Origin of the sequence: Enterobacter cloacae complex sp. SYL001, from assembly GCF_049237025.1 — a bacterium.
Lineage (GTDB): Bacteria > Pseudomonadota > Gammaproteobacteria > Enterobacterales > Enterobacteriaceae > Enterobacter > Enterobacter intestinihominis.
Window position 1 is genome coordinate 62570 of the sequence record NZ_JBMKJI010000007.1, and the last position, 24761, is coordinate 87330.

Annotated in this window: 18 protein-coding genes; 16 read left to right on the forward strand and 2 right to left on the reverse strand. The window is 56.2% G+C overall.

Annotated elements, in window-relative coordinates; genetic code table 11:
* Positions 1-162 precede the first annotated feature (162 nt).
* The 16 genes from ACOTZP_RS09460 to ACOTZP_RS09535 all read left to right on the forward strand — a co-directional run bounded on the left by ACOTZP_RS09460 (position 163) and on the right by ACOTZP_RS09535 (position 23384).
* The gene (locus ACOTZP_RS09460; RefSeq protein WP_271086659.1) at positions 163-5115 is read left to right on the forward strand and encodes an alpha-2-macroglobulin family protein; all 4953 of its coding nucleotides are present in this window, start codon (positions 163-165) and stop codon (positions 5113-5115) included.
* Position 5116: 1 nt separating this feature from the next.
* Positions 5117-7444 (forward strand): peptidoglycan glycosyltransferase PbpC, encoded by a 2328-nt coding sequence (gene pbpC / locus ACOTZP_RS09465; RefSeq protein WP_421633698.1) that lies wholly within the window; start codon positions 5117-5119, stop codon positions 7442-7444.
* A gap of 88 nt (positions 7445-7532) precedes the next feature.
* Complete coding sequence (locus ACOTZP_RS09470; protein WP_023306701.1) at positions 7533-9911, forward strand: DMSO/selenate family reductase complex A subunit; 2379 nt, start codon at positions 7533-7535, stop codon at positions 9909-9911.
* The gene (locus ACOTZP_RS09475; RefSeq protein ID WP_022649006.1) at positions 9908-10537 is read left to right on the forward strand and encodes a DMSO/selenate family reductase complex B subunit; all 630 of its coding nucleotides are present in this window, start codon (positions 9908-9910) and stop codon (positions 10535-10537) included. Before ACOTZP_RS09470 ends, ACOTZP_RS09475 begins: the two co-directional genes overlap by 4 nt.
* Complete coding sequence (locus tag ACOTZP_RS09480; protein ID WP_032623777.1) at positions 10530-11309, forward strand: dimethyl sulfoxide reductase anchor subunit family protein; 780 nt, start codon at positions 10530-10532, stop codon at positions 11307-11309. The genes ACOTZP_RS09475 and ACOTZP_RS09480 overlap by 8 nt, the downstream gene beginning before the upstream one ends.
* On the forward strand, positions 11309-12184 hold the full coding sequence (locus ACOTZP_RS09485; protein ID WP_063138178.1) for a 4Fe-4S binding protein: 876 nt from the start codon (positions 11309-11311) through the stop codon (positions 12182-12184). Before ACOTZP_RS09480 ends, ACOTZP_RS09485 begins: the two co-directional genes overlap by 1 nt.
* 124 nt (positions 12185-12308) lie before the next feature.
* A complete protein-coding gene (ndk, locus tag ACOTZP_RS09490; RefSeq protein WP_003860625.1) occupies positions 12309-12740 on the forward strand; it encodes a nucleoside-diphosphate kinase in 432 nt (143 codons plus the stop codon).
* Between the two features lie 147 nt (positions 12741-12887).
* Positions 12888-14054 carry a bifunctional tRNA (adenosine(37)-C2)-methyltransferase TrmG/ribosomal RNA large subunit methyltransferase RlmN gene (locus ACOTZP_RS09495; protein ID WP_003860623.1) on the forward strand — a complete coding sequence of 389 codons (1167 nt, stop codon included), beginning with the start codon at positions 12888-12890 and terminating at the stop codon, positions 14052-14054.
* 291 nt (positions 14055-14345) lie between these two features.
* Positions 14346-15356, forward strand: coding sequence for a cytoskeleton protein RodZ (gene rodZ / locus ACOTZP_RS09500; RefSeq protein ID WP_271074810.1), 1011 nt, complete (start codon positions 14346-14348; stop codon positions 15354-15356).
* A 26-nt stretch (positions 15357-15382) separates the two neighbouring features.
* Positions 15383-16501 carry a flavodoxin-dependent (E)-4-hydroxy-3-methylbut-2-enyl-diphosphate synthase gene (gene ispG, locus ACOTZP_RS09505; protein ID WP_421633699.1) on the forward strand — a complete coding sequence of 373 codons (1119 nt, stop codon included), beginning with the start codon at positions 15383-15385 and terminating at the stop codon, positions 16499-16501.
* A gap of 81 nt (positions 16502-16582) precedes the next feature.
* On the forward strand, positions 16583-17857 hold the full coding sequence (hisS, locus tag ACOTZP_RS09510; protein ID WP_022649001.1) for a histidine--tRNA ligase: 1275 nt from the start codon (positions 16583-16585) through the stop codon (positions 17855-17857).
* 13 nt (positions 17858-17870) lie between these two features.
* The gene (locus tag ACOTZP_RS09515) at positions 17871-18491 is read left to right on the forward strand and encodes a YfgM family protein (protein WP_032622338.1); all 621 of its coding nucleotides are present in this window, start codon (positions 17871-17873) and stop codon (positions 18489-18491) included.
* Positions 18492-18501: 10 nt separating this feature from the next.
* A complete protein-coding gene (gene bamB / locus ACOTZP_RS09520; protein WP_022648999.1) occupies positions 18502-19680 on the forward strand; it encodes an outer membrane protein assembly factor BamB in 1179 nt (392 codons plus the stop codon).
* A gap of 112 nt (positions 19681-19792) precedes the next feature.
* Complete coding sequence (der, locus tag ACOTZP_RS09525) at positions 19793-21265, forward strand: ribosome biogenesis GTPase Der (protein WP_022648998.1); 1473 nt, start codon at positions 19793-19795, stop codon at positions 21263-21265.
* A gap of 298 nt (positions 21266-21563) precedes the next feature.
* Positions 21564-23105 (forward strand): peptide MFS transporter, encoded by a 1542-nt coding sequence (locus tag ACOTZP_RS09530; protein WP_023306697.1) that lies wholly within the window; start codon positions 21564-21566, stop codon positions 23103-23105.
* 57 nt (positions 23106-23162) lie between these two features.
* A complete protein-coding gene (locus ACOTZP_RS09535) occupies positions 23163-23384 on the forward strand; it encodes a zinc ribbon domain-containing protein (protein ID WP_023300707.1) in 222 nt (73 codons plus the stop codon).
* Here ACOTZP_RS09535 and ACOTZP_RS09540 read toward each other — a convergent pair.
* Together ACOTZP_RS09540 and ACOTZP_RS09545 are read right to left on the reverse strand one after the other, a co-directional pair.
* Positions 23381-23731 (reverse strand): protealysin inhibitor emfourin, encoded by a 351-nt coding sequence (locus tag ACOTZP_RS09540; protein ID WP_023300706.1) that lies wholly within the window; start codon positions 23729-23731, stop codon positions 23381-23383. The two genes, ACOTZP_RS09535 and ACOTZP_RS09540, sit on opposite strands and share 4 nt — an antisense overlap.
* On the reverse strand, positions 23732-24751 hold the full coding sequence (locus ACOTZP_RS09545; protein WP_046618989.1) for a M4 family metallopeptidase: 1020 nt from the start codon (positions 24749-24751) through the stop codon (positions 23732-23734). It lies immediately after the preceding gene.
* Between the last annotated feature and the right edge of the window lie 10 nt (positions 24752-24761).

The following is a 24761-nucleotide window of genomic DNA, read 5'->3' on the forward strand; positions in this document are numbered from 1 at the left end:
ACGTTACGCTGTGTGATCGCGGTTCCACCCTCGCATGCGAGCGCGATGCCATTCTGCGAGGCGCTTTCCAGATTATAAAATTGGACTTTTTGTATTAACGAAACTTGCGGATAATACTTATCCGGACGACGACCAACAGGCCCCTCAGGCCAGGGACATAGGATGAAACCGTTTCGCTTAGCTGCGATCTCTCTCGCGCTGCTCACCACCTTTACGCTTGTCGGCTGTGATAACAGCGATGACAAACCTCAGGCCGCTGCCCCCGCAGCGTCTACTACATCAGCACAGAAAACCCCGGCAAAACCGGATCCTGAAAAGCTGGCTAAGCTGGCCGCGCAGAGTCAGGGTAAGGCGTTGACGCTGCTGGATGCCTCTGAAGTGCAACTCGACGGTGCTGCGACACTGGTTCTGACCTTCTCTGTACCGCTGAATCCCAGCCAGGATTTTGCGAAAACGGTGCATGTGGTGGATAAAAAAAGTGGCAAAGTGGACGGCGCCTGGGAACTGGCCCCCAATCTGAAAGAGCTGCGCCTGCGCCATCTGGAGCCGAATCGTAATCTGGTCGTCACCGTCGAGCGTAATTTGCTGGCGCTGAACAAAGCGACATTCGGCATTGACTATGAAAAAGCGATCACCACCCGGGATGTTGAACCGACGGTCGGATTCGCCAGCCGCGGATCGCTGCTGCCGGGTAAAGTGGTGGAAGGGTTGCCGGTGATGGCGCTCAACGTCAACAATGTGGACGTGAACTTCTACCGCGTTAAGCCGGAGTCGTTGGCCTCGTTTGTCAGCCAGTGGGAGTACCGTAACTCGCTGACCAACTGGGAATCTGACAACCTGCTGAAGATGGCGGAACTGGTCTACACCGGCCGTTTCGACCTCAACCCGGCGCGCAACACGCGTGAAAAACTGCTCCTGCCGCTCAAAGATATTAAGCCGCTCCAGCAGTCTGGCGTCTATATCGCCGTGATGAATCAGGCTGGTCACTATAACTACAGTAACGCCGCGACGCTCTTTACCTTAAGTGATATTGGGCTGTCCGCTCACCGTTATCATAACCGCCTGGACATCTTCACCCAGAGTCTTGAAAACGGTGCGGCGCAGTCAGGCGTGACCATTACCCTTCTGAACGATAAAGGACAGACCCTGGCCGAGGCGAACAGCGACGCCGATGGTCATGCGAAACTGGAAACCGATAAAGAAGCCGCGCTGATCCTGGCCAGTAAAGATGGCCAGACCACGCTTCTTGACCTCAAACTTCCGGCGCTGGATCTGGCGGAGTTTGATATCGCCGGTAACCCGGGTTACAGCAAACAGTTCTTTATGTTTGGCCCGCGCGATCTCTATCGTCCGGGTGAAACGGTGATCCTTAACGGCCTGCTTCGCGACAGCGATGGCAAACCGCTTCCCGAGCAGCCGGTAAAACTTGACGTGCTGCGTCCGGACGGCCAGGTAGCGCGTACGGTCGTTGTGCAACCTGAGAACGGCCTTTATCGCTTCAACTATTCGCTTGATAGCGGCGCCCAGACCGGCATGTGGCATATTCGCGCGAATACGGGCGATAACCAGCAGCGCATGTGGGATTTCCACGTCGAAGATTTTATGCCTGAGCGTATGGCGCTGAATCTGACCGGGCAAAAAACGCCGGTTTCCCCGCAGGAGGATGTGGACTTTAACGTTGTGGGCTATTACCTGTATGGCGCGCCGGCTAACGGTAATTCTCTGCAAGGCCAGCTTTTCCTGCGTCCGCTGCGTGACGCGGTGCCTGCACTGCCTGGCTTCCAGTTCGGTGATATTGCCGAGGAGAACCTGAGCCGCAGCCTGGATGAAGTGCAGCTTACGCTGGACGAACAGGGGCGCGGACAGGTTACCACCGAAAGCCAGTGGAAAGAGGTGCACTCGCCGCTGCAACTGATTTTGCAAGCCAGCCTGCTGGAATCAGGCGGGCGTCCGGTAACGCGACGCGCCGAGCAGGCTATCTGGCCTGCGGCTGAACTTCCGGGGATCCGCCCACAGTTCGCCAGCAAGGCCGTGTACGACTACCGCACCGATACCACCGTCAACCAGCCGATTGTTGATGAGAACGGCAACGCCAGCTTTGACATCGTCTATGCCGATGCCAGCGGGGCGAAAAAAGCGGTATCTGGTCTGCAGGTGCGTCTGGTCCGTGAGCGTCGCGACTACTTCTGGAACTGGTCCGAGAGCGAGGGCTGGCAGTCTCAGTTTGATCAAAAAGATCTGGTTGAGGGCGAGCAGGAACTTAACCTCAAGGCCGATGAAACCGGTAAAGTCACCTTCCCGGTGGAGTGGGGCTCATACCGTCTGGAAGTGAAAGCCCCTGATAACATGGTCAGCAGCGTGCGCTTCTGGGCGGGGTACAGCTGGCAGGATAACAGCGATGGCACGGGTGCTGCTCGCCCGGATCGTGTGACGCTGAAACTGGACAAGCCATCCTATCAGCCAGGCGATACCATCAACCTGCATATTGCAGCGCCGGCCGCAGGCAAGGGCTATGCAATGATCGAATCCAGCGAAGGACCGCTGTGGTGGAAAGAGATCGACGTGCCAGCAAACGGTCTGGATCTCGCCATTCCGGTGGACAAGGACTGGAAACGTCACGATCTCTATCTCAGCACGCTGGTGGTTCGTCCTGGCGATAAATCCAAATCCGCCACGCCAAAACGGGCGGTGGGCCTGCTGCATCTGCCAATGGGGGACGAAAATCGTCGCCTGAGCATCGCACTTGATAACCCACAAAAAATGCGTCCGAACCAGACGCTTTCTGTGAAAGTGAAAGCCAGCGTAAAAGAGGGGGCTGTGCCACAGAAGGTGAACGTGCTGGTCTCGGCTGTCGATAGTGGCGTGCTGAACATTACCGACTACGTCACGCCGGATCCGTGGGAAGCTTTCTTCGGTCAGAAGCGCTATGGCGCGGACATCTATGATGTTTACGGCCAGGTGATTGAAGGTCAGGGACGTCTGGCCGCACTGCGCTTTGGCGGAGACGGCGATGAACTGAAACGCGGCGGTAAGCCATCGGTGAACCATGTCACCATAATTGCCCAGCAGGCGCAGCCGGTTACGCTTGATGCCAACGGCGAAGGCACCATCACGCTGCCGATTGGCGATTTCAACGGCGAACTGCGTCTGATGGCGCAGGCCTGGACGGAAGACGATTTCGGCAGCAGCGAAAGCAAAATCATTGTGGCGGCTCCGATTATCACCGAGCTTAACACGCCGCGATTCCTCGCAAGTGGCGATACCTCTCGCCTGACGCTGGACCTGACTAACCTGACGGACCAGCCGCAAACGCTGAACATTGCGTTAACCGCAACCGGTAAGTTGTCGCTCGAAGGCGCTCAGCCAGAGCCGGTTAAGCTGCCGCCTGGCGCACGTAGCACCCTGTTTATTCCGGTGCGCGCGCTGGAAGGCTATGGCGATGGTGAAGTAACTGCTCAGGTGACGGGGCTTCAGCTCCCTGGTGAGACGTTTGCGCCGCAGCAGAAGAGCTGGAAAATTGGTGTACGCCCCGCATTCCCGGCGCAAACGGTGAATACGGGCACGATGCTGAACCCTGGCGAATCCTGGAGCGCGCCAGCACAGCATATCGACGGTTTCTCGCCTGCCACGCTACAGGGACAGCTGTTGCTCAGCGGTAAACCACCTTTGAACCTGGCGCGCTACATTCGTGAACTTCAGGCCTATCCATACGGATGTCTTGAGCAGACCACCAGCGGCCTGTTCCCGTCCCTCTACACCAACGCGGCACAGCTTACGGCGTTGGGCATTAAAGGCTACACCGACGATAAACGCCGTGCGGCCATTGATATCGGCATCTCCCGTCTGCTGCAAATGCAGCGTGACGATGGCGGTTTTGCCTTGTGGGATAAAAACGGCCCGGAAGAGTACTGGCTTACCGCATACGTCACGGACTTCCTGGTGCGGGCAGGGGAGCAGGGTTACAGCGTGCCTGCCGAGGCGGTGAATAACGCCAACAGCCGACTGCTGCGCTATTTACAGGATCCGGGGATGATGTCCATCCGCTACAGCGACGACACCCAGGCCAGCAAATTTGCTGTCCAGGCGTATGCTTCGCTGGTGCTGGCTCGTCAGCAAAAAGCGCCGCTCGGTGCATTGCGTGAAATCTGGGAGCGTCACGCTCAGGCCGCTTCCGGGCTTCCGTTGATGCAGCTGGGCATGGCACTCAAACTGATGGGGGATACACCGCGCAGCCAGCAGGCGCTGGATCTGGCTCTCAAAACACCCCGTAACGACAGCCGAAACTGGATGGCGGATTACGGCAGCCAGCTGCGTGATAATGCCCTGATGCTCTCCCTGCTGGAAGAGTACAAGCTGCTGCCGGATGCGCAAAACAGGCTGTTGAACGCGTTATCTGAAGACGCGTTCAGCCAGCGCTGGCTGTCAACCCAGGAGAGCAATGCGCTGTTCCTGGCTGGACGTTCACTGCAAACCTTGTCAGGCGCGTGGCAGGCAACGACCACCCTCTCTGAACAGACCCAGAGCAGTGATAAAGCGCAGGTAGAAAACCTGAACGGCGACCAGCCTGGTGCCTTGCAGGTGACGAATACCGGCACGACGCCGCTGTGGGTACGACTGGACACTACTGGCTATCCGGAGTATGCGCCCCAGCCATCTTCTCACGTCTTGCAGATTGAACGTCATATCCTGTCGACAGACGGCAGCAGCAAGTCGCTCTCTTCACTTAAGAGCGGTGAGCTGGTTCTGGTGTGGCTGGAAGTGAAGGCCAGCCAGAACGTACCGGATGCGCTGGTGGTGGATCTGCTCCCGGCAGGTCTGGAGCTGGAAAACCAGAATCTGGCGAGCAGCAGCGCCAGCTTGCAGGACAGCGGCAGTGAAGTGCTAAACCTGCTGAATCAGATGCAACAGTCTGATATTCAGCACATGGAATTCCGCGACGATCGCTTTGTGGCCGCCGTGCCGGTCAATGAAGGTCAGCCGGTCACGCTGGTTTACCTGGCCCGTGCCGTTACGCCAGGAACCTATCAGGTGCCTGTTCCGATGGTCGAGTCCATGTACGTTCCGCAGTGGCGAGCAACGGGGTCGGCCAGTGGCCCGCTGATCGTTGTTCCGTAAGATGCAGATAGCACGCCTGATTCGCTCCCGCTGGCTGTGGCTTGCGGGAGCGCTTCTCTTTTTAGGGGGGCTGATTGTCGCCGCTGACCGCGTGTGGCCATTGCCCCTGAAAGAGGTCAACCCTGCGCGAGTGGTCGTGGATGAGCAGGGTGTTCCGTTGTGGCGTTTTGCCGACAGCGAAGGCATCTGGCGCTATCCGGTTACCATTGAAGAGGTTTCCCCACGCTATCTTGAGGCGCTGATCCAGTATGAAGATCGCTGGTTCTGGGATCACCCTGGCGTCAATCCGCTTTCTGTACTGCGTGCCGCCTGGCAGGATCTCACCGCCGGGAGAGTGGTTTCTGGCGGGAGCACGCTTACCATGCAGGTGGCACGCCTGCTGGATCCGCATCCGCGTACCTTTGGCGGTAAAATTCGTCAGCTGTGGCGGGCGATGCAGCTGGAGTGGCATCTCTCCAAGCGTGAAATCCTGACGCTGTATCTCAACCGTGCCCCGTTTGGCGGCACGTTGCAGGGCGTGGGCGCGGCAAGCTGGACTTATCTTGGCAAACCGCCGTCTCAGCTGAGCTATTCCGACGCGGCGCTGCTGGCTGTACTGCCACAGGCACCCAGCCGTCTGCGCCCCGACCGCTGGCCGGAACGTGCCGAAGCGGCGCGGAACAAAGTGCTCGACCGCATGCTGACTCAGGGCGTCTGGTCTGAGAAGCAGGTGAAAGAGTCCCGTGAAGAGCCGGTCTGGCTGGCCCCCCGGCAGATGCCGCAGCTGGCGCCGCTCTTTTCCCGCATGATGTTGAGTAAAAGCCGCGACACAAAAATAGTCACCACGCTGGATGCAGCTTTGCAACGACAGCTTGAAGAGCTGGCAATGAACTGGAAATCGCGCCTGCCTGCCCGCAGTTCACTGGCGATGATCGTCGTGGATCATACATCCATGAAAGTGCGTGGCTGGGTAGGCTCGGTAGATATCAATGATGGCAGTCGCTTTAGTCACGTGGATATGGTCAATGCGATCCGATCGCCGGGATCGGTCCTCAAGCCATTCATCTATGGCATGGCGCTGGACGATGGCCTGATCCATCCCGCTTCGTTATTACAGGATGTTCCAAGAAAAACGGGGGATTATCGCCCCGGCAACTTTGACAGCGGTTTCCATGGGCCGGTCAGCATGAGCGAAGCCCTGGTGCGTTCCCTCAACCTGCCTGCGGTGCAGGTACTGGAAGCGTACGGCCCAAAACGTTTTGCAGGCATGCTGAGCAACGCGGGATTACCGCTCATACTCCCCGCGGGGGCGCAGCCCAACCTCTCCCTGATCCTGGGTGGCGCAGGCGCACGCCTGGCTGATATCGCTGCCGCCTACAGTGCCTTTGCGCGGCAGGGTCAGGCGGGCCGGTTGCGTTTACAGCCGGGCGATCCGCTGATCGAACGTCCGCTGCTGTCGCAGGGGGCGGCGTGGATCATTCGTCGCATTCTCGCCAGTGAAGCACAGCCCCTGCCGGACAGTGCGCTGCCCCAGGTTGCGCCGCTGGCGTGGAAAACGGGCACCAGTTACGGCTACCGGGATGCCTGGGCCATCGGGCTGAACGCCCGGTATGTCATTGGAATCTGGACCGGACGTCCGGACGGCACGCCCGTTGCCGGGCAGTTTGGTTTCGCCAGCGCAGTTCCGCTCCTGAATCAGGTCAATAACATGCTTCAGTCCCGCTCGATGGTGGATGAAGCCCGTCTGCCGCGCGATCCGCGTCCTGCAAGCGTAGGACGGGGCGTGATTTGCTGGCCGGGGGGCCAGTCCCTGCCTGAAGGGAACGAAAACTGTCGGCGTCGGCTGTCAACCTGGCTGCTGGAAGGCAGTGAACCGCCTACGCTGCTGCTGCCGGAACAGGAAGGTATTCGCGGGATCCGTTTCCCGGTCTGGCTGGATAAAGAAGGCAAACGCGTCGCAGCGGATTGTCCTGATGCGACAGAAAAAGTGCTGGATGTCTGGCCGCTGCCGCTGGAGCCCTGGCTGCCTGCTGCCGAAAAACGGGCCGCTCGTCTCCCCGCCCGTTCAGCGGTTTGCCCTCCGCTGGATAATCATAATGCGGCGCCGCTGATGTTGTCAGGCGTCAGAGAAGGGGCGGTAATTAAACGTCTTCCGGGTGAGAAAAACATGACCCTGTTCTTTTCAACCAGCGGCGGGGAGGGGCAACGATGGTGGTTTTTGAATGGAGAACCGCTGGACGGACATCAGAAGAATTATTCACTGCAATTATATTTGTCGGGTAAATATCAGTTAGTTGTATTAGATGAAACAGGACAAACGGCGACGGTCAATTTTGAGTTAGATCGCTAAGTGTTACTCCTCAAGAGTTAGCTTGATAATTATCAATATCCGTTCCTGAAAAAAAACGAGAATGCGTTTTTATTTTAAGGAACGAGCAATGGAAAAAAATAAACATCAGGGAGAGGGGACTATTCCCGCCATATCCCGGCGTCAGTTTATTCAGGCAGGATCGGCGCTCGCCGCTCTGCCTTTTGTCGTCAAAACCGGCAAAGTACAGGCACAGGGCGCGGCGGTTTCAGACACTACGCCTGAAGAAAAAGTGGTGCAAACCTGTAGTACGTTTGACTGCGGCGGCAAGTGTGATATTCGTGCTCACGTCAGTGAGGGCGTTGTGACCCGAATTTCTACGCGTCCGGATAACGCATTGGATCCGCAAATGCCCGTAATGCGCGCCTGCGTGCGTGGCCGGGCTTATCGGAAATTTGTTTACCATCCCGATCGGCTGAAATACCCAATGAAACGTGTAGGGAAACGTGGCGAAGGAAAATTCGAGCGTATTACCTGGGATGAAGCCACCACTCTTATTGCGAATCAATTAAAAACTATTACGCAAAAATACGGTGCGGCTTCACGCTATGTTCATGTGGGCACCGCTGTGTCCGGCGGGACTTTTTCCGGCGATAAAATGGTTCGTCGTCTGCTCAACTTAACCGGCGGCTATCTCGAAAGCTATCACTCGGTCAGTATGGGTAACACGGCGGCAGCAACGCCGTATACCTATGGCACCGCTGCCAGCGGCAGTTCTCTGGACACGCTGCTGGACACCAAACTGGTCATCCTCTGGGGACATAACCCGACGGAAACGATCTTTGGTCACAGCAACCACTTCTACCAGAAGATGAAGCAAAACGGCACTCGCTTTATTGTTGTCGACCCTCGCTATTCCGATACGGTTTCCTCCCTGGCCGATCAGTGGATCCCGCTGCTTCCCACCACGGACAACGCCCTGATGGACGCGATGATGTATGTGATCGTCACGGAGAACCTGCACGATCGCGACTTTATTCAGCGCTACACCCTGGGCTTTGACGAAGACACTATGCCAGAAGGCGTTCCGGCCAATGAATCCCTGATGGCTTACCTGAGCGGCGCAAAAGATGGCGTGGCGAAAACGCCCGAGTGGGCAGAGAAAATCACCCACGTGCCTGCACAAACAATTCGGCAACTGGCGCGCGACTACGCAACCACCAAACCCGCTGCGCTGATCCAGGGCTGGGGACCGCAGCGTCATAACTGCGGCGAGCGCACCGCGCGCGGCTCGACGTTGCTGGCTACGCTCACGGGTAACGTCGGGGTGAAAGGCGGTTGGGCAGCGGGCTATGGCGGCTGCGCAAACCGGAAATTTGCCGCCGGACCAGAAATGCCGGACAACCCGGTCAAAGCCAAAATATCGGTGATGAACTGGGTGCAGGCCGCCGACGATGCCTCTCAGGTCACCGCGGACGTCGGCCTGAAGGATGCCGAAAAGCTGGACAGCAATATCCGCATCCTGTTCTCGCTGGCGGGAAATTATCTGGCTAACCAGAACCCGGATCTTCATCAGGCAACCCGTGTCCTGGAAGACGAGTCGAAAATCGAGTTTATCGTCGCAAGCGATCTGTTTATGACGCCGAGCGCCCGATACGCCGACCTTCTTTTGCCGGAAACCAGCTTTATGGAACGCTGGAATATCGGCGAAACCTGGGGCACGGCAAGCTATCTGATCCTGTCAGAAAAGCTCATTGAACCTGAATTTGAACGCCGTTCAGACTACGACTGGCTGCGGGAGGTCGCCGCTAAGCTTGGCGTCGAACCCGCGTTCAGTGAAGGGCGTGACGAAAAAGCATGGATTGAGCACATCTGGGAGCAGACGCGTCTTTCCATGCCTGACGAAAACCTGCCGGACTTCGCGACGCTACAGAAGACGCGTCAGCACCTTTTCAAAAGCGCGCCGTTCGTCGCCTTTGAAGACAACATTCGCGATCCGCAGAATCATCCGTTCCCGACGCCGTCCGGAAAAATTGAGATCTTCTCGAAGCGTCTGTACGACATGCATCACCCGGAAATTCCGGCGCTGTCGCACTACGTGCCTGCCCATGAAGGGCCGGAAGACGCGCTGGCGAAACGCTTCCCGCTCCAGCTGATCACCTGGAAAGGAAAAAACCGCGCTAACTCCACCCAGTACGCCAACCCGTGGTTAATTGAGGCGCAGCAGCAAAAGCTGTGGATCAACCCGCAGGATGCGCAAAATCGCGGCATTGCGCAGGGAGATACCGTGCGTATTCATAACGCGCGCGGCATTTGCGAGATCCCGGCGGAGGTCACGCCGCGCATCATTCCAGGCGTTGTGGCCATGCAGGCAGGTGCCTGGTGGCAGCCGGACGAGCAGGGTATTGATAAGGGCGGCTGCGCGAACGTGCTCAGTTCCGCACGTATTACCGCGCTTGCGAAAGGGAATTCCCATCAAACCATGCTGGTGGAGGTAGCTAAAGCATGAGTCAGTTTAAACATTACGCACCGGTAAGCGACAAACAGCTGGGTTTTTATATCGACTCTTCTCGCTGCTCGGGCTGCAAAGCATGTCAGGTGGCGTGCAAAGATAAAAACAACCTTGAGGTCGGACGTCGTTTCCGTCGCGTGTACGAAGTTAATGGCGGGAGCTTTATCCCGACCGGGCAGGGTGGCGTCAGCAATAACGTTTTTGCCTACACGCTCTCTATCTCCTGTAACCACTGTGCCGACCCAATCTGCACCAAAAACTGTCCGACCACTGCGATGCATAAGCGTCCGGGGGACGGTATTGTGCGCGTAGATACTGATAAGTGCGTCGGCTGCGGCTACTGCGCGTGGTCATGCCCTTACGGCGCGCCACAGCTCAACGAGCAGACCGGGCAGATGTCCAAATGTGATTTCTGCGTGGATCTACAGGCGAAGGGGGAACAGCCTGTCTGTGTGGCAACCTGTCCTCTCGAAGCGATTAAATTCGGGCCGATTGATGAACTGCGGGCGAAGTATGGTGCGGTCTGTGATGTGAAAGGCTTGCCTGATTCCTCCATCACCAAACCGAACCTGGTGATCAAAGCGCATCAGGGCGCAGAGAAAGAGGGGAAACGTCATGCATGAGTTACCGCTGCTGATTTTTACGCTGTTCCTGCAAGGATCGGTTGGCGTTACGCTGTGGCTGGCCTTCGGAAGCACGCAACGCAGCGTGCTGCTGCCGGCTGCCGGAGCGTTTGTGCTGGCCAGCCTCGGTCTGCTCGCCTCCGCGTTGCACATGGGTTATCCACTTAATGCGTTCAACGCGCTGCGTCACGTATCCAGCTCCTGGCTGAGCCGTGAGATTATCTTTGCCAGTCTTTATCTTGCGGCACTTGGCCTCGCAACGCTGCTGATGTTTGTCAAAAAACCAGGCTGGAAGCCGCTGTTGGTTGTGGCAGGTCTTGTCGGGCTGGTGGATGTGTTCTGCATGGCGCAGATCTACATGCATGCATCCGTGGTGACGTGGCATCACATTAATACCCTGGTGCTGTTTATCGGTTCGGTGGGAATTATCGGTTCAGCCTGCATGGCCGTTGGGGCACGTTCCCAGACTCGCGTGCGAACGGCGATTGTCATTATCACGCTGCTGGTGATTGCACGTCTGGTGATGCAGCCCGTCTGGCTGGCAGATATTACGGCTATGGACAACACCGTTGTGACGTTCCCACACGCACCGTTACAAATGCTGGAGCAACTGCGAACCGTGCATCTGCTGAGCTGGTGCGTTTCCGTTGCGGGTATGCTGTGCTTTGCTGCGGGCGGCTTAAAAGCGGCGCGAGGCACAATGCTGTTGGGCAGCGCCTTGCTGATTGTGGGTGAGCTGATGCTGCGCTTTGTTTTCTTCAGTATTGGCTGATGGGCGGATTAACCTTTGCCCCGGCGATGGACGTGACGCATGCGTGCGTCCGTCGCCGTTTTCGCCACTCTTCCTGCTGCGCCTGCGCGGACGTCTGTCCCGTGCAGGCTTTTTCTTTTAACGACACCGGCGTCTCGGTTGATGACAGCCGCTGTATTGAATGCGGTGACTGCCTGTTTGTCTGCCCCGCTGAAGCCATCACCGGCATCACGCCGCGAAAACGTTTTCTGTGTGGCGATACGCTTGTTGGGCCTTTTACTGACCGTGCGCCAGGGGTGAATGAGCTTCTGCTGTGGCACGCGCAGCACCACGTTCGTTTTATCAGTATCGACGCGGAGCAGAATCCTGACTGGTTGCTGGCGATTGCCCGGCTGAATCTGGCGCTTCGTCGACGTGGTGAAGCAGCGTGGGCGTTTAAACATATACCCGTCAACGAGGTAAATACCGCCCGGCGTGCGCTGATGCACGTTCCCCGTGAGGATGTCCGGGCCTGTTGCGTCGTGCCCGGTCAGCGTGAGCTGCGCAGGGCGTTTTCTGCGTTTAGCGAGGCAGAGATAACTCTCGATACCGAATCCTGCGTACTCTGCGGCGCGTGCTGGCGGAGTTGTACGGAAAACGCGATTCGGTTTGAGAACGCTGAACTGGTCGTGGAAACCGGACGTTGTACGGGGTGTGGCGGCTGCGAAGCGGTATGCCAGCATGCGGCGATAAACGTGACGCAAACAGACGGGACAGCGAAAAGCGTGACCATACCGGCATATGAAGCCGTTTGTTTGACGTGCCACCGTCATTTCTGGTCATTTAGTTCTGATGAAAAGCAGTGTCCGCTCTGTTTTCACCATCAGTACGGCATGCGAAATACGAGCTGTTGCTAATCTTCGTCTCATTTTAAAAAAATGTTATGCATAACCATAGGCAATGGCGCTATTGCTCTTTATAATCCGCGCCACACCATACTCAGGTATGCAAAAACAACAGAACATTTTACAGAGGTTATCAATGGCTATTGAACGTACTTTTTCCATCATCAAACCAAACGCGGTGGCAAAAAACGTTATTGGCAGCATCTTCGCTCGCTTTGAATCAGCAGGGTTTAAGATCGTTGGCACCAAAATGCTGCACCTGACCGTTGAACAGGCTCGCGGTTTCTACGCTGAGCACGAAGGTCGCCCATTCTTTGACGGTCTGGTCGAGTTCATGACTTCTGGCCCAATCGTGGTATCCGTACTGGAAGGCGAAAACGCGGTACAGCGTCACCGCGATCTGCTGGGTGCAACCAACCCGGACAACGCGCTGGCAGGTACTCTGCGCGCTGACTACGCAGACAGCTTCACCGAGAACGGCACTCACGGTTCCGACTCTGTTGAATCTGCTGCGCGCGAAATCGCGTTCTTCTTTGCAGAAGGCGAAGTGTGCCCGCGCACTCGCTAATAATTTCGTAAATGCCGCGTGCAAACGTGGCATCCCTGCGCCAGACTTTGTACAATGCAACGCCCCGGACGAGCAGACTGCTTACCGGGGCGTTTCTTTTCAACCCACCAAGGGCCACAACGTGTAACAACGAGGCCGGAAAAAATTATGTCTGAATTAGTGAATACCTCCGAAGTCGCCATTCCTGCGGTTCCCAATAAAAATGGAAAAATTAACCTGCTGGACCTGAACCGTCAGCAGATGCGCGAGTTCTTTAAAGAGATGGGCGAGAAGCCGTTTCGTGCCGATCAGGTCATGAAATGGATGTACCACTATTGCAGCGACAACTTTGATGACATGACGGACATCAACAAAGTGCTGCGCAATAAGCTTAAAGAAGTGGCGGAAATCCGCGCACCGGAAGTGGTGGAAGAGCAGCGCTCTTCAGATGGCACTATCAAGTGGGCCATTGCCGTTGGCGATCAGCGTGTTGAAACCGTGTATATCCCGGAAGACGATCGCGCCACGCTGTGCGTCTCTTCTCAGGTGGGCTGTGCGCTGGAGTGCAAATTCTGCTCTACGGCGCAGCAGGGCTTTAACCGTAACCTGCGCGTATCGGAAATTATCGGCCAGGTCTGGCGTGCCGCGAAAATCGTGGGTGCAGCGAAAGTCACCGGTACACGTCCAATCACCAACGTGGTGATGATGGGGATGGGTGAACCGCTGCTCAACCTGACCAACGTCGTTCCGGCGATGGAAATCATGCTCGACGATTTCGGTTTTGGTCTGTCCAAGCGCCGCGTTACGCTCTCTACTTCCGGCGTTGTGCCTGCGCTGGACAAACTGGGTGACATGATTGACGTTGCGCTGGCCATCTCCCTTCACGCGCCAAACGACGCCATCCGTGACGAAATTGTGCCGATCAACAAAAAGTACAATATCGAAACTTTCCTGGCTGGCGTGCGCCGTTACCTGGAGAAATCCAATGCTAACCAGGGCCGCGTGACCATTGAATATGTGATGCTGGATCATGTTAACGACGGTACCGAGCATGCACATGAGCTGGCTGAACTGCTGAAAGATACGCCATGTAAGATCAACCTGATCCCATGGAACCCGTTCCCGGGCGCGCCGTATGGCCGTAGCTCGAACAGCCGTATCGATCGCTTCTCAAAAGTGCTGATGGAGTATGGTTTCACCACCATCGTACGTAAAACGCGTGGCGACGATATCGACGCAGCCTGTGGTCAGCTGGCGGGTGACGTTATTGACCGTACCAAACGTACGCTGCGTAAGCGTATGCAGGGTGAGTCAATCGCGGTTAAAACCGTTTGATTATTATGCAGACACGGCGCATTTTTTGCGCCGTGAAGCATTAATTTACTGAATAACCAGCCACAATCATCACGACTGATTAATAATTACGGTGCGTTTCATACGACTTTCGGGCAGTATGTAACGACGTAACAACAGTTTAGCGTGAAGGCCTGCCAGCGCTGTCATCTGCGGCCCGACAGTCTTATACTGTTTGTTCCAGGTTAACTGACCTAAAGTTTCGCGGTGCGGGTGGCATTGTGACTCACCGGCACCTGAACCCTTATTTTCACGTACCAGTAGTTGTAGCGAATGAATACTGAAGCCACTCACGATCAAAATGCAGCACTCTCCACTGGCGTTCGTCTTCGCAACGCCCGTGAACAACTCGGACTCAGCCAGCAAGCCGTTGCAGAACGCCTGTGCCTGAAGGTTTCCACCGTTCGCGACATTGAAGAAGATAAGGCGCCCGCCGATCTGGCTTCAACGTTTCTGCGCGGTTATATCCGTTCTTACGCCAAACTGGTTCATATTCCTGAAGACGAATTACTGCCGATGATGGAGAAGCAGGCGCCTGTGCGTGCGGCAAAAGTTGCGCCGATGCAAAGCTTCTCTTTGGGTAAACGTCGTAAAAAACGCGATGGCTGGCTGATGAGCTTTACCTGGCTGGTCCTGTTCGTGGTTGTCGGGCTGACGGGCGCATGGTGGTGGCAAAACCACAAAGCGCAACAGGAAGAGATCACCACCATGGCCGATCAGTCCTCCGCTGAGCTTAATCAGTCTGGTACTAACGGCGCGCAAAGCGTGCCGTTGAGCACCGAAGGGGCTGCGACCTCCAGCGAACCTCAGGCGGCAGCAACCAGCACGCCTGCAACCGAGCCAGCGGCGACGCCAGAAGCGACGGCGAATACCGCACCAGCCACCCAGGCCCAGGATCAGTACGCGGTCGTATCACCTTCTCAGGCCAATGTTGATACCGCCCCTGTGGCAACGGCACCGGCAGATAACACCGCGGCGTCACTGCCAACTGACCCGGCGGGTACGGCGGCACCTGCCGTTGACCCGAATGCGCTGGTGATGAATTTCACGGCTGATTGCTGGCTGGAAGTGACTGACGCGACAGGTAAAAAGCTGTTCAGCGGCCTGCAACGTAAAGATGGCACGTTAAATCTAACGGGCCAGGCACCATACAAGCTTAAAATCGGCGCACCGGCAGCGGTACAGATCCAGTATCAAGGAAAAGCTGTCGATCTGAGCCGCTTTATCAGAACTAACCAGGTTGCGCGTCTTACCGTTAATGCCGAACAATCAGCAGCACAGTAACAGACGGGCAATGCGGGAGATTTTACATGCATAACCAGGCTCCTATTCAACGTAGAAAATCGAAACGGATTTACGTTGGGAACGTGCCAATCGGCGATGGGGCGCCTATCGCCGTCCAGTCGATGACCAATACGCGTACTACGGATGTAGAAGCGACGGTTAATCAAATCAAAGCATTAGAACGCGTCGGCGCGGACATTGTTCGCGTCTCAGTGCCGACCATGGACGCCGCTGAGGCGTTCAAACTGATCAAGCAGCAGGTGAGCGTTCCGCTGGTTGCCGATATTCACTTCGATTACCGTATCGCGCTGAAAGTCGCTGAATACGGTGTCGATTGTCTGCGTATTAACCCAGGCAACATCGGCAACGAAGAGCGCATTCGCATGGTGGTTGACTGCGCCCGCGACAAAAACATTCCAATCCGTATCGGCGTAAACGCTGGCTCTCTGGAAAAAGATCTCCAGGAAAAGTATGGTGAGCCGACGCCACAGGCGCTGCTCGAATCCGCCATGCGTCACGTCGATCATCTGGATCGCCTTAACTTCGATCAGTTCAAAGTGAGCGTGAAAGCGTCTGACGTCTTCCTGGCCGTTGAATCGTATCGTCTGCTGGCAAAACAGATCGATCAGCCGCTGCACCTTGGCATCACCGAGGCGGGCGGTCTGCGCAGCGGTTCGGTAAAATCGGCAATTGGTCTCGGCCTGCTGCTCTCTGAAGGCATCGGTGACACGTTACGCGTCTCCCTGGCCGCCGATCCGGTGGAAGAGATCAAAGTCGGTTTCGACATCCTGAAATCACTGCGTATCCGCGCGCGTGGGATCAACTTCATTGCCTGCCCAACCTGTTCACGTCAGGAGTTTGACGTGATCGGCACCGTGAATGCCCTGGAGCAGCGTCTGGAAGACATCATCACCCCGATGGACGTTTCCATCATCGGCTGCGTGGTGAACGGTCCGGGTGAAGCGCTGGTGTCCACGCTGGGCGTTACCGGCGGTAACAAGAAAAGTGGTCTCTATGAAGATGGCGTTCGTAAAGATCGTCTGGATAATAGTGATATGATCGACCAGCTTGAAGCCCGCATTCGCGCAAAAGCGACGATGATGGACGAAGCGCAGCGCATCAGCGTTCAGCAGGCTGAAAAATAACGTGATGGGAAGCAGGCTGCTTCCCATGTATGATTGAACCCATTCTTTGGGTTCTTTTTTGTATATAGAAAGAGAATAAACGTGGCAAAAAACATTCAAGCCATCCGCGGCATGAACGATTATCTGCCTGGCGAAACCGCCATCTGGCAGCGCATTGAAGGCACACTGAAGCAGGTGCTCGGCAGCTACGGTTACAGCGAAATTCGTTTGCCGATTGTAGAGCAGACCCCGTTATTCAAACGCGCGATCGGCGAAGTAACCGACGTGGTTGAAAAAGAGATGTATACCTTTGAGGACCGCAACGGCGACAGCCTGACCCTGCGTCCTGAGGGGACGGCGGGTTGCGTACGCGCCGGCATCGAACATGGTCTCCTGTACAATCAGGAGCAGCGCCTGTGGTATATCGGCCCGATGTTCCGCCACGAACGTCCGCAAAAAGGCCGCTACCGTCAGTTCAACCAGCTTGGCGTGGAAGTGTTTGGTCTGCAAGGACCAGATATCGATGCCGAACTGATTATGCTGACTGCCCGCTGGTGGCGTGCGCTCGGTATTTCTGAGCACGTTTCCCTGGAGCTGAACTCTATCGGTTCTCTGGAAGCGCGTGCGAACTATCGCGATGCGCTGGTGGCGTTCCTGGAACAACACAAAGAGAAGCTCGACGAAGACTGTAAACGTCGTATGTACAGCAACCCGCTGCGCGTACTCGATTCCAAAAATCCTGACGTACAGGCGCTGCTGAACGATGCGCCAGCGCTGGGTGACTACCTGGATGAGGATTCCCGCGAACACTTTGCTGGCCTGTGCAAGCTGCTTGAAGCGGCGGGCATTGCTTATACCGTTAACCAGCGTCTGGTGCGCGGTCTGGACTACTACAACCGCACCGTATTTGAGTGGGTCACCACCAGCCTCGGTTCGCAGGGCACCGTCTGTGCTGGCGGTCGTTATGACGGACTGGTCGAGCAACTGGGTGGTCGCGCAGCACCGGCTGTAGGCTTCGCGATGGGCCTTGAGCGACTTGTTTTGCTGGTTCAGGCAGTTAATCCGGAATTTAAAGCCGATCCTGTTGTCGATATATACCTGGTGGCCTCAGGTGCGGATACGCAGTCTGCGGCGATGCAGCTTGCCGAACGCGTGCGCGATGCGCTGCCGGACGTAAAGCTGATGACCAACCACGGCGGCGGCAACTTTAAAAAACAGTTTGCTCGTGCCGATAAGTGGGGCGCAAGTATTGCACTGGTGCTGGGTGAGTCCGAAGTGGCCAACGGCGAAGTGGTGGTTAAAGACCTGCGCTCTGGTGAGCAAACTACGGTAACGCAGGATGGCGTTGCGGCGCACTTGCGCACTCTATTGGGCTAAGGAGAAGGACTGCGTGGAAATGTACGAGAACGAACACGACCAGGTTGATGCGGTTAAACGCTTCTTTGCTGAAAACGGCAAGGCACTGGTTGTAGGGGTTATTTTAGGTGTTGGTGCGCTGGTTGGCTGGCGTTACTGGAACAATCATCAGGCTGACTCTGCTCGCGGTTCATCCCTGAACTACGAAAACACCGTTAGCGCAATCCGTGCCGATCAGCCGCAAACGCTGACGGCTGCGGAGAAATTTGCCGCTGACAACAAAAACACCTACGGTGCGCTGGCTGCGCTGGAAGTGGCTCAGCAGTATGTTGATAAAAACGAACTGGATAAAGCCGCTGCGCAACTGTCTCAGGGGCTTGCTGCTGCCAGTGACGAAAATCTGAAAGCGGTGATCAATCTGCGCCTGGCACGTATTCAGGTTCAGCAGAAAAAAGCCGACGACGCGCTGAAAACGCTTGATACCATCAAAGGTGATGGCTTTGCCGCTATTGTCGCCGATCTTCGCGGTGAAGCACTGCTGAGTAAGGGTGATAAAGCGGGCGCGCGTAAAGCGTGGCAAGCTGGCGTGGATAGTAAAGCTTCACCTGCGCTGAGCGAAATGATGCAGATGAAAATAAATAATTTGTCCGTCTGAGAGGGACCCAATGCAATTGCGTAAATTACTTCTGCCAGGACTGCTTTCTGTTACGTTATTGAGTGGTTGTTCACTGTTCAGTGGCGAAGAAGACGTTGTCAAAATGTCCCCGCTGCCGACGGTTGAAAACCAGTTCACTCCGTCCACCGCCTGGGACACCTCCGTGGGTGATGGTATTGGCGATTTTTATTCCAACCTGCACCCGGCATTTGCTGACGGCGTGGTCTATGCGGCCGATCGCAAAGGCACCGTTAAAGCGCTGAACGCTGATGACGGAAAAGAAGTGTGGTCCATTAACCTGGCGGAAAAAGACGGCTGGTTCTCCCGTAAACCTGCGCTGCTTTCTGGCGGCCTGACCGTTGCTGGCGGTCACGTGTATGTGGGCAGCGAAAAAGCGCAGGTTTACGCGCTGAATGCCAGCGACGGTTCGGTTGCATGGCAGACCAGCGTTGCCGGTGAATCCTTGTCACGTCCGGTTGTCAGCGACGGCCTGGTGTTGATCCATACCAGCAACGGCCAGTTGCAGGCGCTGAACGAAGCAGATGGTCTGGTAAAATGGACGGTTAACCTGGATATGCCAGCGCTGTCTCTGCGTGGTGAATCTGCTCCGGCGACTGCATTTGGCGCCGCCATTGTGGGTGGTGACAACGGTCGTGTCAGCGCAGTACTGATGCAGCAGGGTCAGATGATCTGGCAGCAGCGTATTTCCCAGGCGACCGGTTCAACTGAAATCGACCGTCTGAGTGACGTGGACACCACGCCGGTCATCGTTGACGGTGTGGTTTACGCGCTGGCGTATAACGGCAACCTGACGGCGCTGGACCTGCGTAGCGGCCAGATCATGTGGAAACGTGAGCTGGGTTCCGTGAACGATTTCATTGTCGACGGCAACCGTATTTATATGGTGGATCAGAACGACCGTCTGCTGGCGCTGAGCACCGAAGGTGGCGTGACGCTGTGGACGCAGAGCGATCTGCTGCACCGTCTGCTGACCGCACCGGCACTGTATAACGGCAGCCTGGTGGTGGGCGACAGTGAAGGCTATATGCACTGGATCGATCCAGAGAATGGCCGCTTCGTGGCGCAGCAGAAAGTGGACGGCTCAGGCTTCCTGACCGACCCGGTTGTGGCTGACGGTAAACTGCTGATTCAGGCAAAAGACGGCACGCTGTACGCGATCACGCGTTAATTACACGGCGGTTGTAGTATACTAAACGGCTCCTGTTCACTCAGGAGCCGTTTTGACATTTTTAAAAACGCTGCGAAAGCGACGTTATTTTGAATTTTATGAGGCTTCAAACATGGTACCTGTGGTCGCGCTTGTCGGGCGCCCTAACGTTGGAAAATCCACTCTTTTTAACCGTTTAACACGCACCCGTGATGCGCTGGTTGCGGATTTCCCGGGGCTGACGCGTGACCGTAAGTACGGTCGTGCAGAGGTGGAAGGACGCGAGTTCATCTGTATCGATACCGGGGGTATTGACGGTACGGAAGACGGCGTAGAAACCCGCATGGCAGAGCAATCTCTGCTGGCTATCGAAGAAGCGGATGTGGTTCTGTTTATGGTGGATGCGCGCGCTGGCCTGATGCCCGCGGACTCCGCTATCGCTAAACATCTGCGTTCACGCGAAAAGCCAACCTTCCTGGTGGCGAACAAAACTGACGGCATTGATGCCGATCAGGCCGTTGCGGATTTCTGGTCTTTAGGTCTGGGTGATATTTATCCTATCGCGGCCTCGCATGGCCGTGGCGTCACCAGCCTGCTGGAAACCGTTCTGCTGCCGTGGGTTGATGAAGTAAACCCGCCGGAAGAGGTGGACGAAGACGCCGAATACTGGGCACAGTTTGAAGCCGGAGAGGAAGGCGAGGAAGAGCCGGAAGATGACTTCAACCCGCAGGATCTGCCGATTAAGCTGGCTATCGTTGGTCGCCCAAACGTAGGTAAGTCTACGCTTACTAACCGTATTCTGGGCGAAGAGCGCGTGGTGGTTTACGACATGCCAGGCACAACGCGCGACAGCATTTACATTCCAATGCAGCGCGATGAACGTGAGTACGTACTTATCGACACTGCAGGGGTGCGTAAGCGCGGGAAAATCACCGATGTAGTGGAAAAATTCTCGGTGATCAAAACCCTTCAGGCGATTGAAGACGCCAACGTGGTGCTGCTGGTTATTGACGCACGTGAAGGTATCTCCGATCAGGATCTCTCTCTGCTCGGCTTTATCCTTAATAGTGGGCGCTCACTGGTTATCGTCGTCAACAAGTGGGATGGCCTGAGCAATGAAGTACGCGAACAGGTGAAAGAGACGCTGGACTTCCGTCTGGGCTTTATCGACTTTGCCCGCGTTCACTTCATCTCTGCCCTGCACGGCAGCGGCGTAGGCAACCTGTTCGAATCCGTTCGTGAAGCCTATGACAGCTCTACCCGCCGCCAGAGCACGGCGATGCTGACCCGTATCATGAACATGGCAGCAGAAGATCACCAGCCGCCGCTGGTGCGTGGCCGTCGCGTGAAGCTGAAATATGCCCACGCCGGGGGGTATAACCCGCCTATCGTGGTGATCCACGGTAACCAGGTGAAAGACCTGCCGGACTCCTACAAACGCTACCTGATGAACTACTTCCGTAAGTCGCTGGACGTGATGGGTACGCCTATCCGTATTCAGTTCAAGGAAGGGGAAAACCCGTTTGCGAATAAACGTAATACCCTGACGCCGAACCAGATGCGTAAGCGTAAGCGTTTGATTAAGCACATTAAGAAAAGCAAATAACTCTTACCGAACTCACTAAAACCCGCGCCTGTCGCGGGTTTTTTTCGCTCATTCAAAAGGTCTGCCTTCCCTGTGTGATGTCAATCACTATTCGCTTTTAACCATGTTTATATCTAAGAAAGTAGACAATCGTCGAATTTTCATCTTAAAGTCCAGGGTTCGGTACTAGACAAAACTAGCGCCTGGTTATCAAATGGTTAACCAATATTTCGCCGCATGTAAAAAATCGATCGGATACGTAACCGTTCGGCGTACATGCTGGTGTTTACAAGCACGACACATACCTTTCGGGAGAATTATGCAATCCTCTGTTAATCAAAAAGAGAGCCGAACCTTCTTCGGCCATCCTTATCCGCTCGGTTCGCTGTTCTTCACCGAGATGTGGGAGCGTTTCTCGTTTTACGGTATTCGCCCGCTATTGATCCTGTTTATGGCCGCCACCGTGTATGACGGCGGAATGGGCCTGGCGCGTGAAAACGCCTCGGCGATTGTCGGCATCTTCGCGGGCACCATGTACCTCGCCGCACTGCCGGGCGGCTGGCTGGCGGATAACTGGCTCGGCCAGCAGCGGGCCGTCTGGTACGGTTCGATTTTGATTGCACTTGGGCACCTGTCGATTGCCCTGTCGGCCATTATGGGCGACAACCTGTTCTTCATCGGCCTGATGTTCATCGTGCTCGGCTCCGGCCTGTTCAAGACCTGTATCTCGGTCATGGTCGGTACCCTCTACAAAAAGGGCGATGCGCGTCGTGACGGCGGTTTCTCGCTGTTCTATATGGGCATCAACATGGGCTCGTTCATTGCTCCTCTGATTTCCGGCTGGCTGATTAAAACCCACGGCTGGCACTGGGGCTTTGGTATCGGCGGTATCGGGATGTTGGTCGCCCTGATTATCTTCCGCGTGTTTGCCGTTCCGGCCATGAAGCGCTACGACAGCGAAGTCGGTCTGGACTCCACCTGGAACAGTCCAGTAGTGAAACGTAACGGCGTGGGTGCCTGGCTGCTGGCGCTGGCTGTGGGTGTTGCAATCATCGTCACGTTGATTGCCCAGGGCGTGATTGTGATTAATCCGGTCGCGGTGGCCAGCGTGCTGGTATATGTGATTGCCGCCTCCGTCGCGCTCTACTTCATCTACCTGTTCATCTTCGCCGGGCTGAATCGCAAAGAGCGCGCAAGGCTGCTGGTATGCTTTATTCTGCTGGTCTCCGCCGCGTTCTTCTGGTCCGCGTTCGAGCAGAAGCCAACCTCCTTCAACCTGTTCGCCAACGACTACACTAACCGCATGATCGGTGATTTTGAGATCCCGGCGGTGTGGTTCCAGTCGATTAATGCCCTGTTCATCATTCTGCTGGCACCGGTATTTAGCTGGGCATGGCCGAAGCTGGCGAGCAATAATATTCGCCCGAGCAGTATCACCAAGTTCGTGATCGGTATTTTGTGCGCGGCGGCGGGCTTCGGCCTGATGATGCTGGCGGCACAGAACGTGCTGAGCAACGGTGGAGCAGGGGTTTCTCCGTTCTGGCTGGTAGGCAGTATCCTGATGCTGACGCTCGGGGAACTGTGCCTGAGTCCGATTGGTCTGGCAACCATGACCCTGCTGGCGCCGGAAAGAATGCGCGGTCAGATGATGGGCCTGTGGTTCTGCGCCAGTGCGCTGGGTAACCTGGCTGCGGGCCTGATTGGTGGTCACGTGAAGGCCGACCAGCTGGATATGCTGCCAGACCTCTTTGCCCGTTGCTCCATCGCGCTGTTGATTTGTGCTGCGGTGCTGATCGTCCTCATTGTTCCGGTGCGTCGCATGCTGGAAAATGTGCAGACAAAACCGGCTACCGAAGCCTGATACTATTCAGCCTGCCGGGGCAGTTATCCAGCCCCGGCCACCTCAACAGGAGAGAGCATGTCGATAACCTGTCCGGATTGCCACGCAGCGCTCGAGCCGCAAAACGGTATCGCGCACTGCGACAGCTGCAATAACGATATTCCCCTCGAAGCGCGCTGCCCTGATTGCCATCAACCGCTTCAGGTACTCAAGGCCTGCGGTGCGGTGGATTACTTTTGCCAGAACGGCCACGGTCTTATCTCTAAAAAACGCGTGGAGTTTGTTCGGGCTGAAGGTTAATCGCACACGCAGCCTTCACCTTTCTGCCACAGTTCCACCAGCGACTCGGGTGCTTCCTGCTCGGGTACCAGCACGATGATATCGGCGTAGTGCGCCTGATTTTGGCCGGTCCAGATAATCTGGATGCGGAAATAGCGCTGGTCACCTCTGCCGGGGGAAGAGGCTTGCCCGGGCGGCTGGCCGCGCGGGAAAGCCTGCTCCAGAATGCTCACCAGGCGCTGGCGCTGGGCCTCATTAAGCGAGGAGAGCGCAATGGTGCGCTGGCCGCTCAGCTTAGGGATAAAAGCGACGCCGCCTTCCCGGGCCAGCTCAACCACGGCGTCATCCGTCAGTTCCGGAACCTGCATTTACAGCACTCCTACCTGTTCCCAGGCTTGTTTTATAGCCGCCCCAACGTCGCTACCAGAGCGTTTCTCGCCGTGCGCTATCGTCAGTTTTGCAAAGGCATCAAAATCCGCATCCTGCGCCAGGTTGCGATCGCAAACCGTGTCGTACCAGGCATAACCCGCTTTTTCCCAGGCGTAGCCACCGATCGCCGTTGCGGCCAGGTAAAACGCGCGGTTGGGGATACCGGAGTTAAGGTGTACGCCGCCGTTATCCTCGCGCGTTTTGATGAAATCTTTCATATGCCCGGGCTGCGGATCTTTACCGAGCAGCGGATCGTTATAGGCCGTGCCGGGTTCAGACATGGAGCGAAGCCCTTTCCCGTTGATGCCCTCCGCCAGCAGCCCTTCACCAATCAGCCAGTCTGCTTTATCGGCGGTTTGCTTAAGATGGTATTGCTTCACCAGCGAACCGAACACGTCGGATAACGACTCGTTCAGCGCGCCCGATTGTTCAAAGTAGATGAGTCCGGCTTCGGTCTCCGTCACGCCGTGGCTAAGCTCATGCGCTACCACGTCGATGGCAATGGTAAAGCGGTTGAAGATTTCCCCGTCGCCATCGCCAAAGACCATCTGCTGGCCGTTCCAGAAGGCGTTTTGATACTCACGGCCATAGTGCACGGTGCCGGTGAGGATCAGCCCTTTGTTATCGAGCGAATCGCGCTGATATTCCTTCCAGAAGAAATCATGGGTAATACCCAGATAATCGTACGCTTCATCCACCGCCACATCTCCGTTGGAGGGCTGGCCTTCATAGCGTACCTGGGTACCCGGCAGATCCTGGGTCTGTTTCGCATCGTAGATGTCACGCTCAAGCTGACCGGCTTTATTCACATGCGGCGCGGCGGGTTTGCCCGGCATATGGGCCATCAGCGTCTGGACGTGGGTTAAGGTCTGACGGGCGCAGCGCTGCTGCGGCTCAGAACCGCTTTCGATAATACGGCGAAGAATATACGGAGGGATGACGCTATGTAGATGGGGCATGCTGCTCTCC

Bases quoted from the DNA above. Each gene is read 5' to 3' on its own strand.
- ACOTZP_RS09530 (WP_023306697.1), top strand. From the start codon at position 21,564: ATGCAATCCTCTGTTAATCAAAAAGAGAGCCGAACCTTCTTCGGCCAT.
- ACOTZP_RS09480 (WP_032623777.1), top strand. From the start codon at position 10,530: ATGCATGAGTTACCGCTGCTGATTTTTACGCTGTTCCTGCAAGGATCG.
- ACOTZP_RS09535 (WP_023300707.1), top strand. From the start codon at position 23,163: ATGTCGATAACCTGTCCGGATTGCCACGCAGCGCTCGAGCCGCAAAAC.
- ACOTZP_RS09470 (WP_023306701.1), top strand. From the start codon at position 7,533: ATGGAAAAAAATAAACATCAGGGAGAGGGGACTATTCCCGCCATATCC.
- ACOTZP_RS09475 (WP_022649006.1), top strand. From the start codon at position 9,908: ATGAGTCAGTTTAAACATTACGCACCGGTAAGCGACAAACAGCTGGGT.
- pbpC (WP_421633698.1), top strand. From the start codon at position 5,117: ATGCAGATAGCACGCCTGATTCGCTCCCGCTGGCTGTGGCTTGCGGGA.
- ACOTZP_RS09485 (WP_063138178.1), top strand. From the start codon at position 11,309: ATGGGCGGATTAACCTTTGCCCCGGCGATGGACGTGACGCATGCGTGC.
- ACOTZP_RS09460 (WP_271086659.1), top strand. From the start codon at position 163: ATGAAACCGTTTCGCTTAGCTGCGATCTCTCTCGCGCTGCTCACCACC.
- ACOTZP_RS09495 (WP_003860623.1), top strand. From the start codon at position 12,888: ATGTCTGAATTAGTGAATACCTCCGAAGTCGCCATTCCTGCGGTTCCC.
- ispG (WP_421633699.1), top strand. From the start codon at position 15,383: ATGCATAACCAGGCTCCTATTCAACGTAGAAAATCGAAACGGATTTAC.
- rodZ (WP_271074810.1), top strand. From the start codon at position 14,346: ATGAATACTGAAGCCACTCACGATCAAAATGCAGCACTCTCCACTGGC.
- ACOTZP_RS09545 (WP_046618989.1), bottom strand. From the start codon at position 24,751: ATGCCCCATCTACATAGCGTCATCCCTCCGTATATTCTTCGCCGTATT.
- bamB (WP_022648999.1), top strand. From the start codon at position 18,502: ATGCAATTGCGTAAATTACTTCTGCCAGGACTGCTTTCTGTTACGTTA.
- ndk (WP_003860625.1), top strand. From the start codon at position 12,309: ATGGCTATTGAACGTACTTTTTCCATCATCAAACCAAACGCGGTGGCA.
- ACOTZP_RS09540 (WP_023300706.1), bottom strand. From the start codon at position 23,731: ATGCAGGTTCCGGAACTGACGGATGACGCCGTGGTTGAGCTGGCCCGG.
- der (WP_022648998.1), top strand. From the start codon at position 19,793: ATGGTACCTGTGGTCGCGCTTGTCGGGCGCCCTAACGTTGGAAAATCC.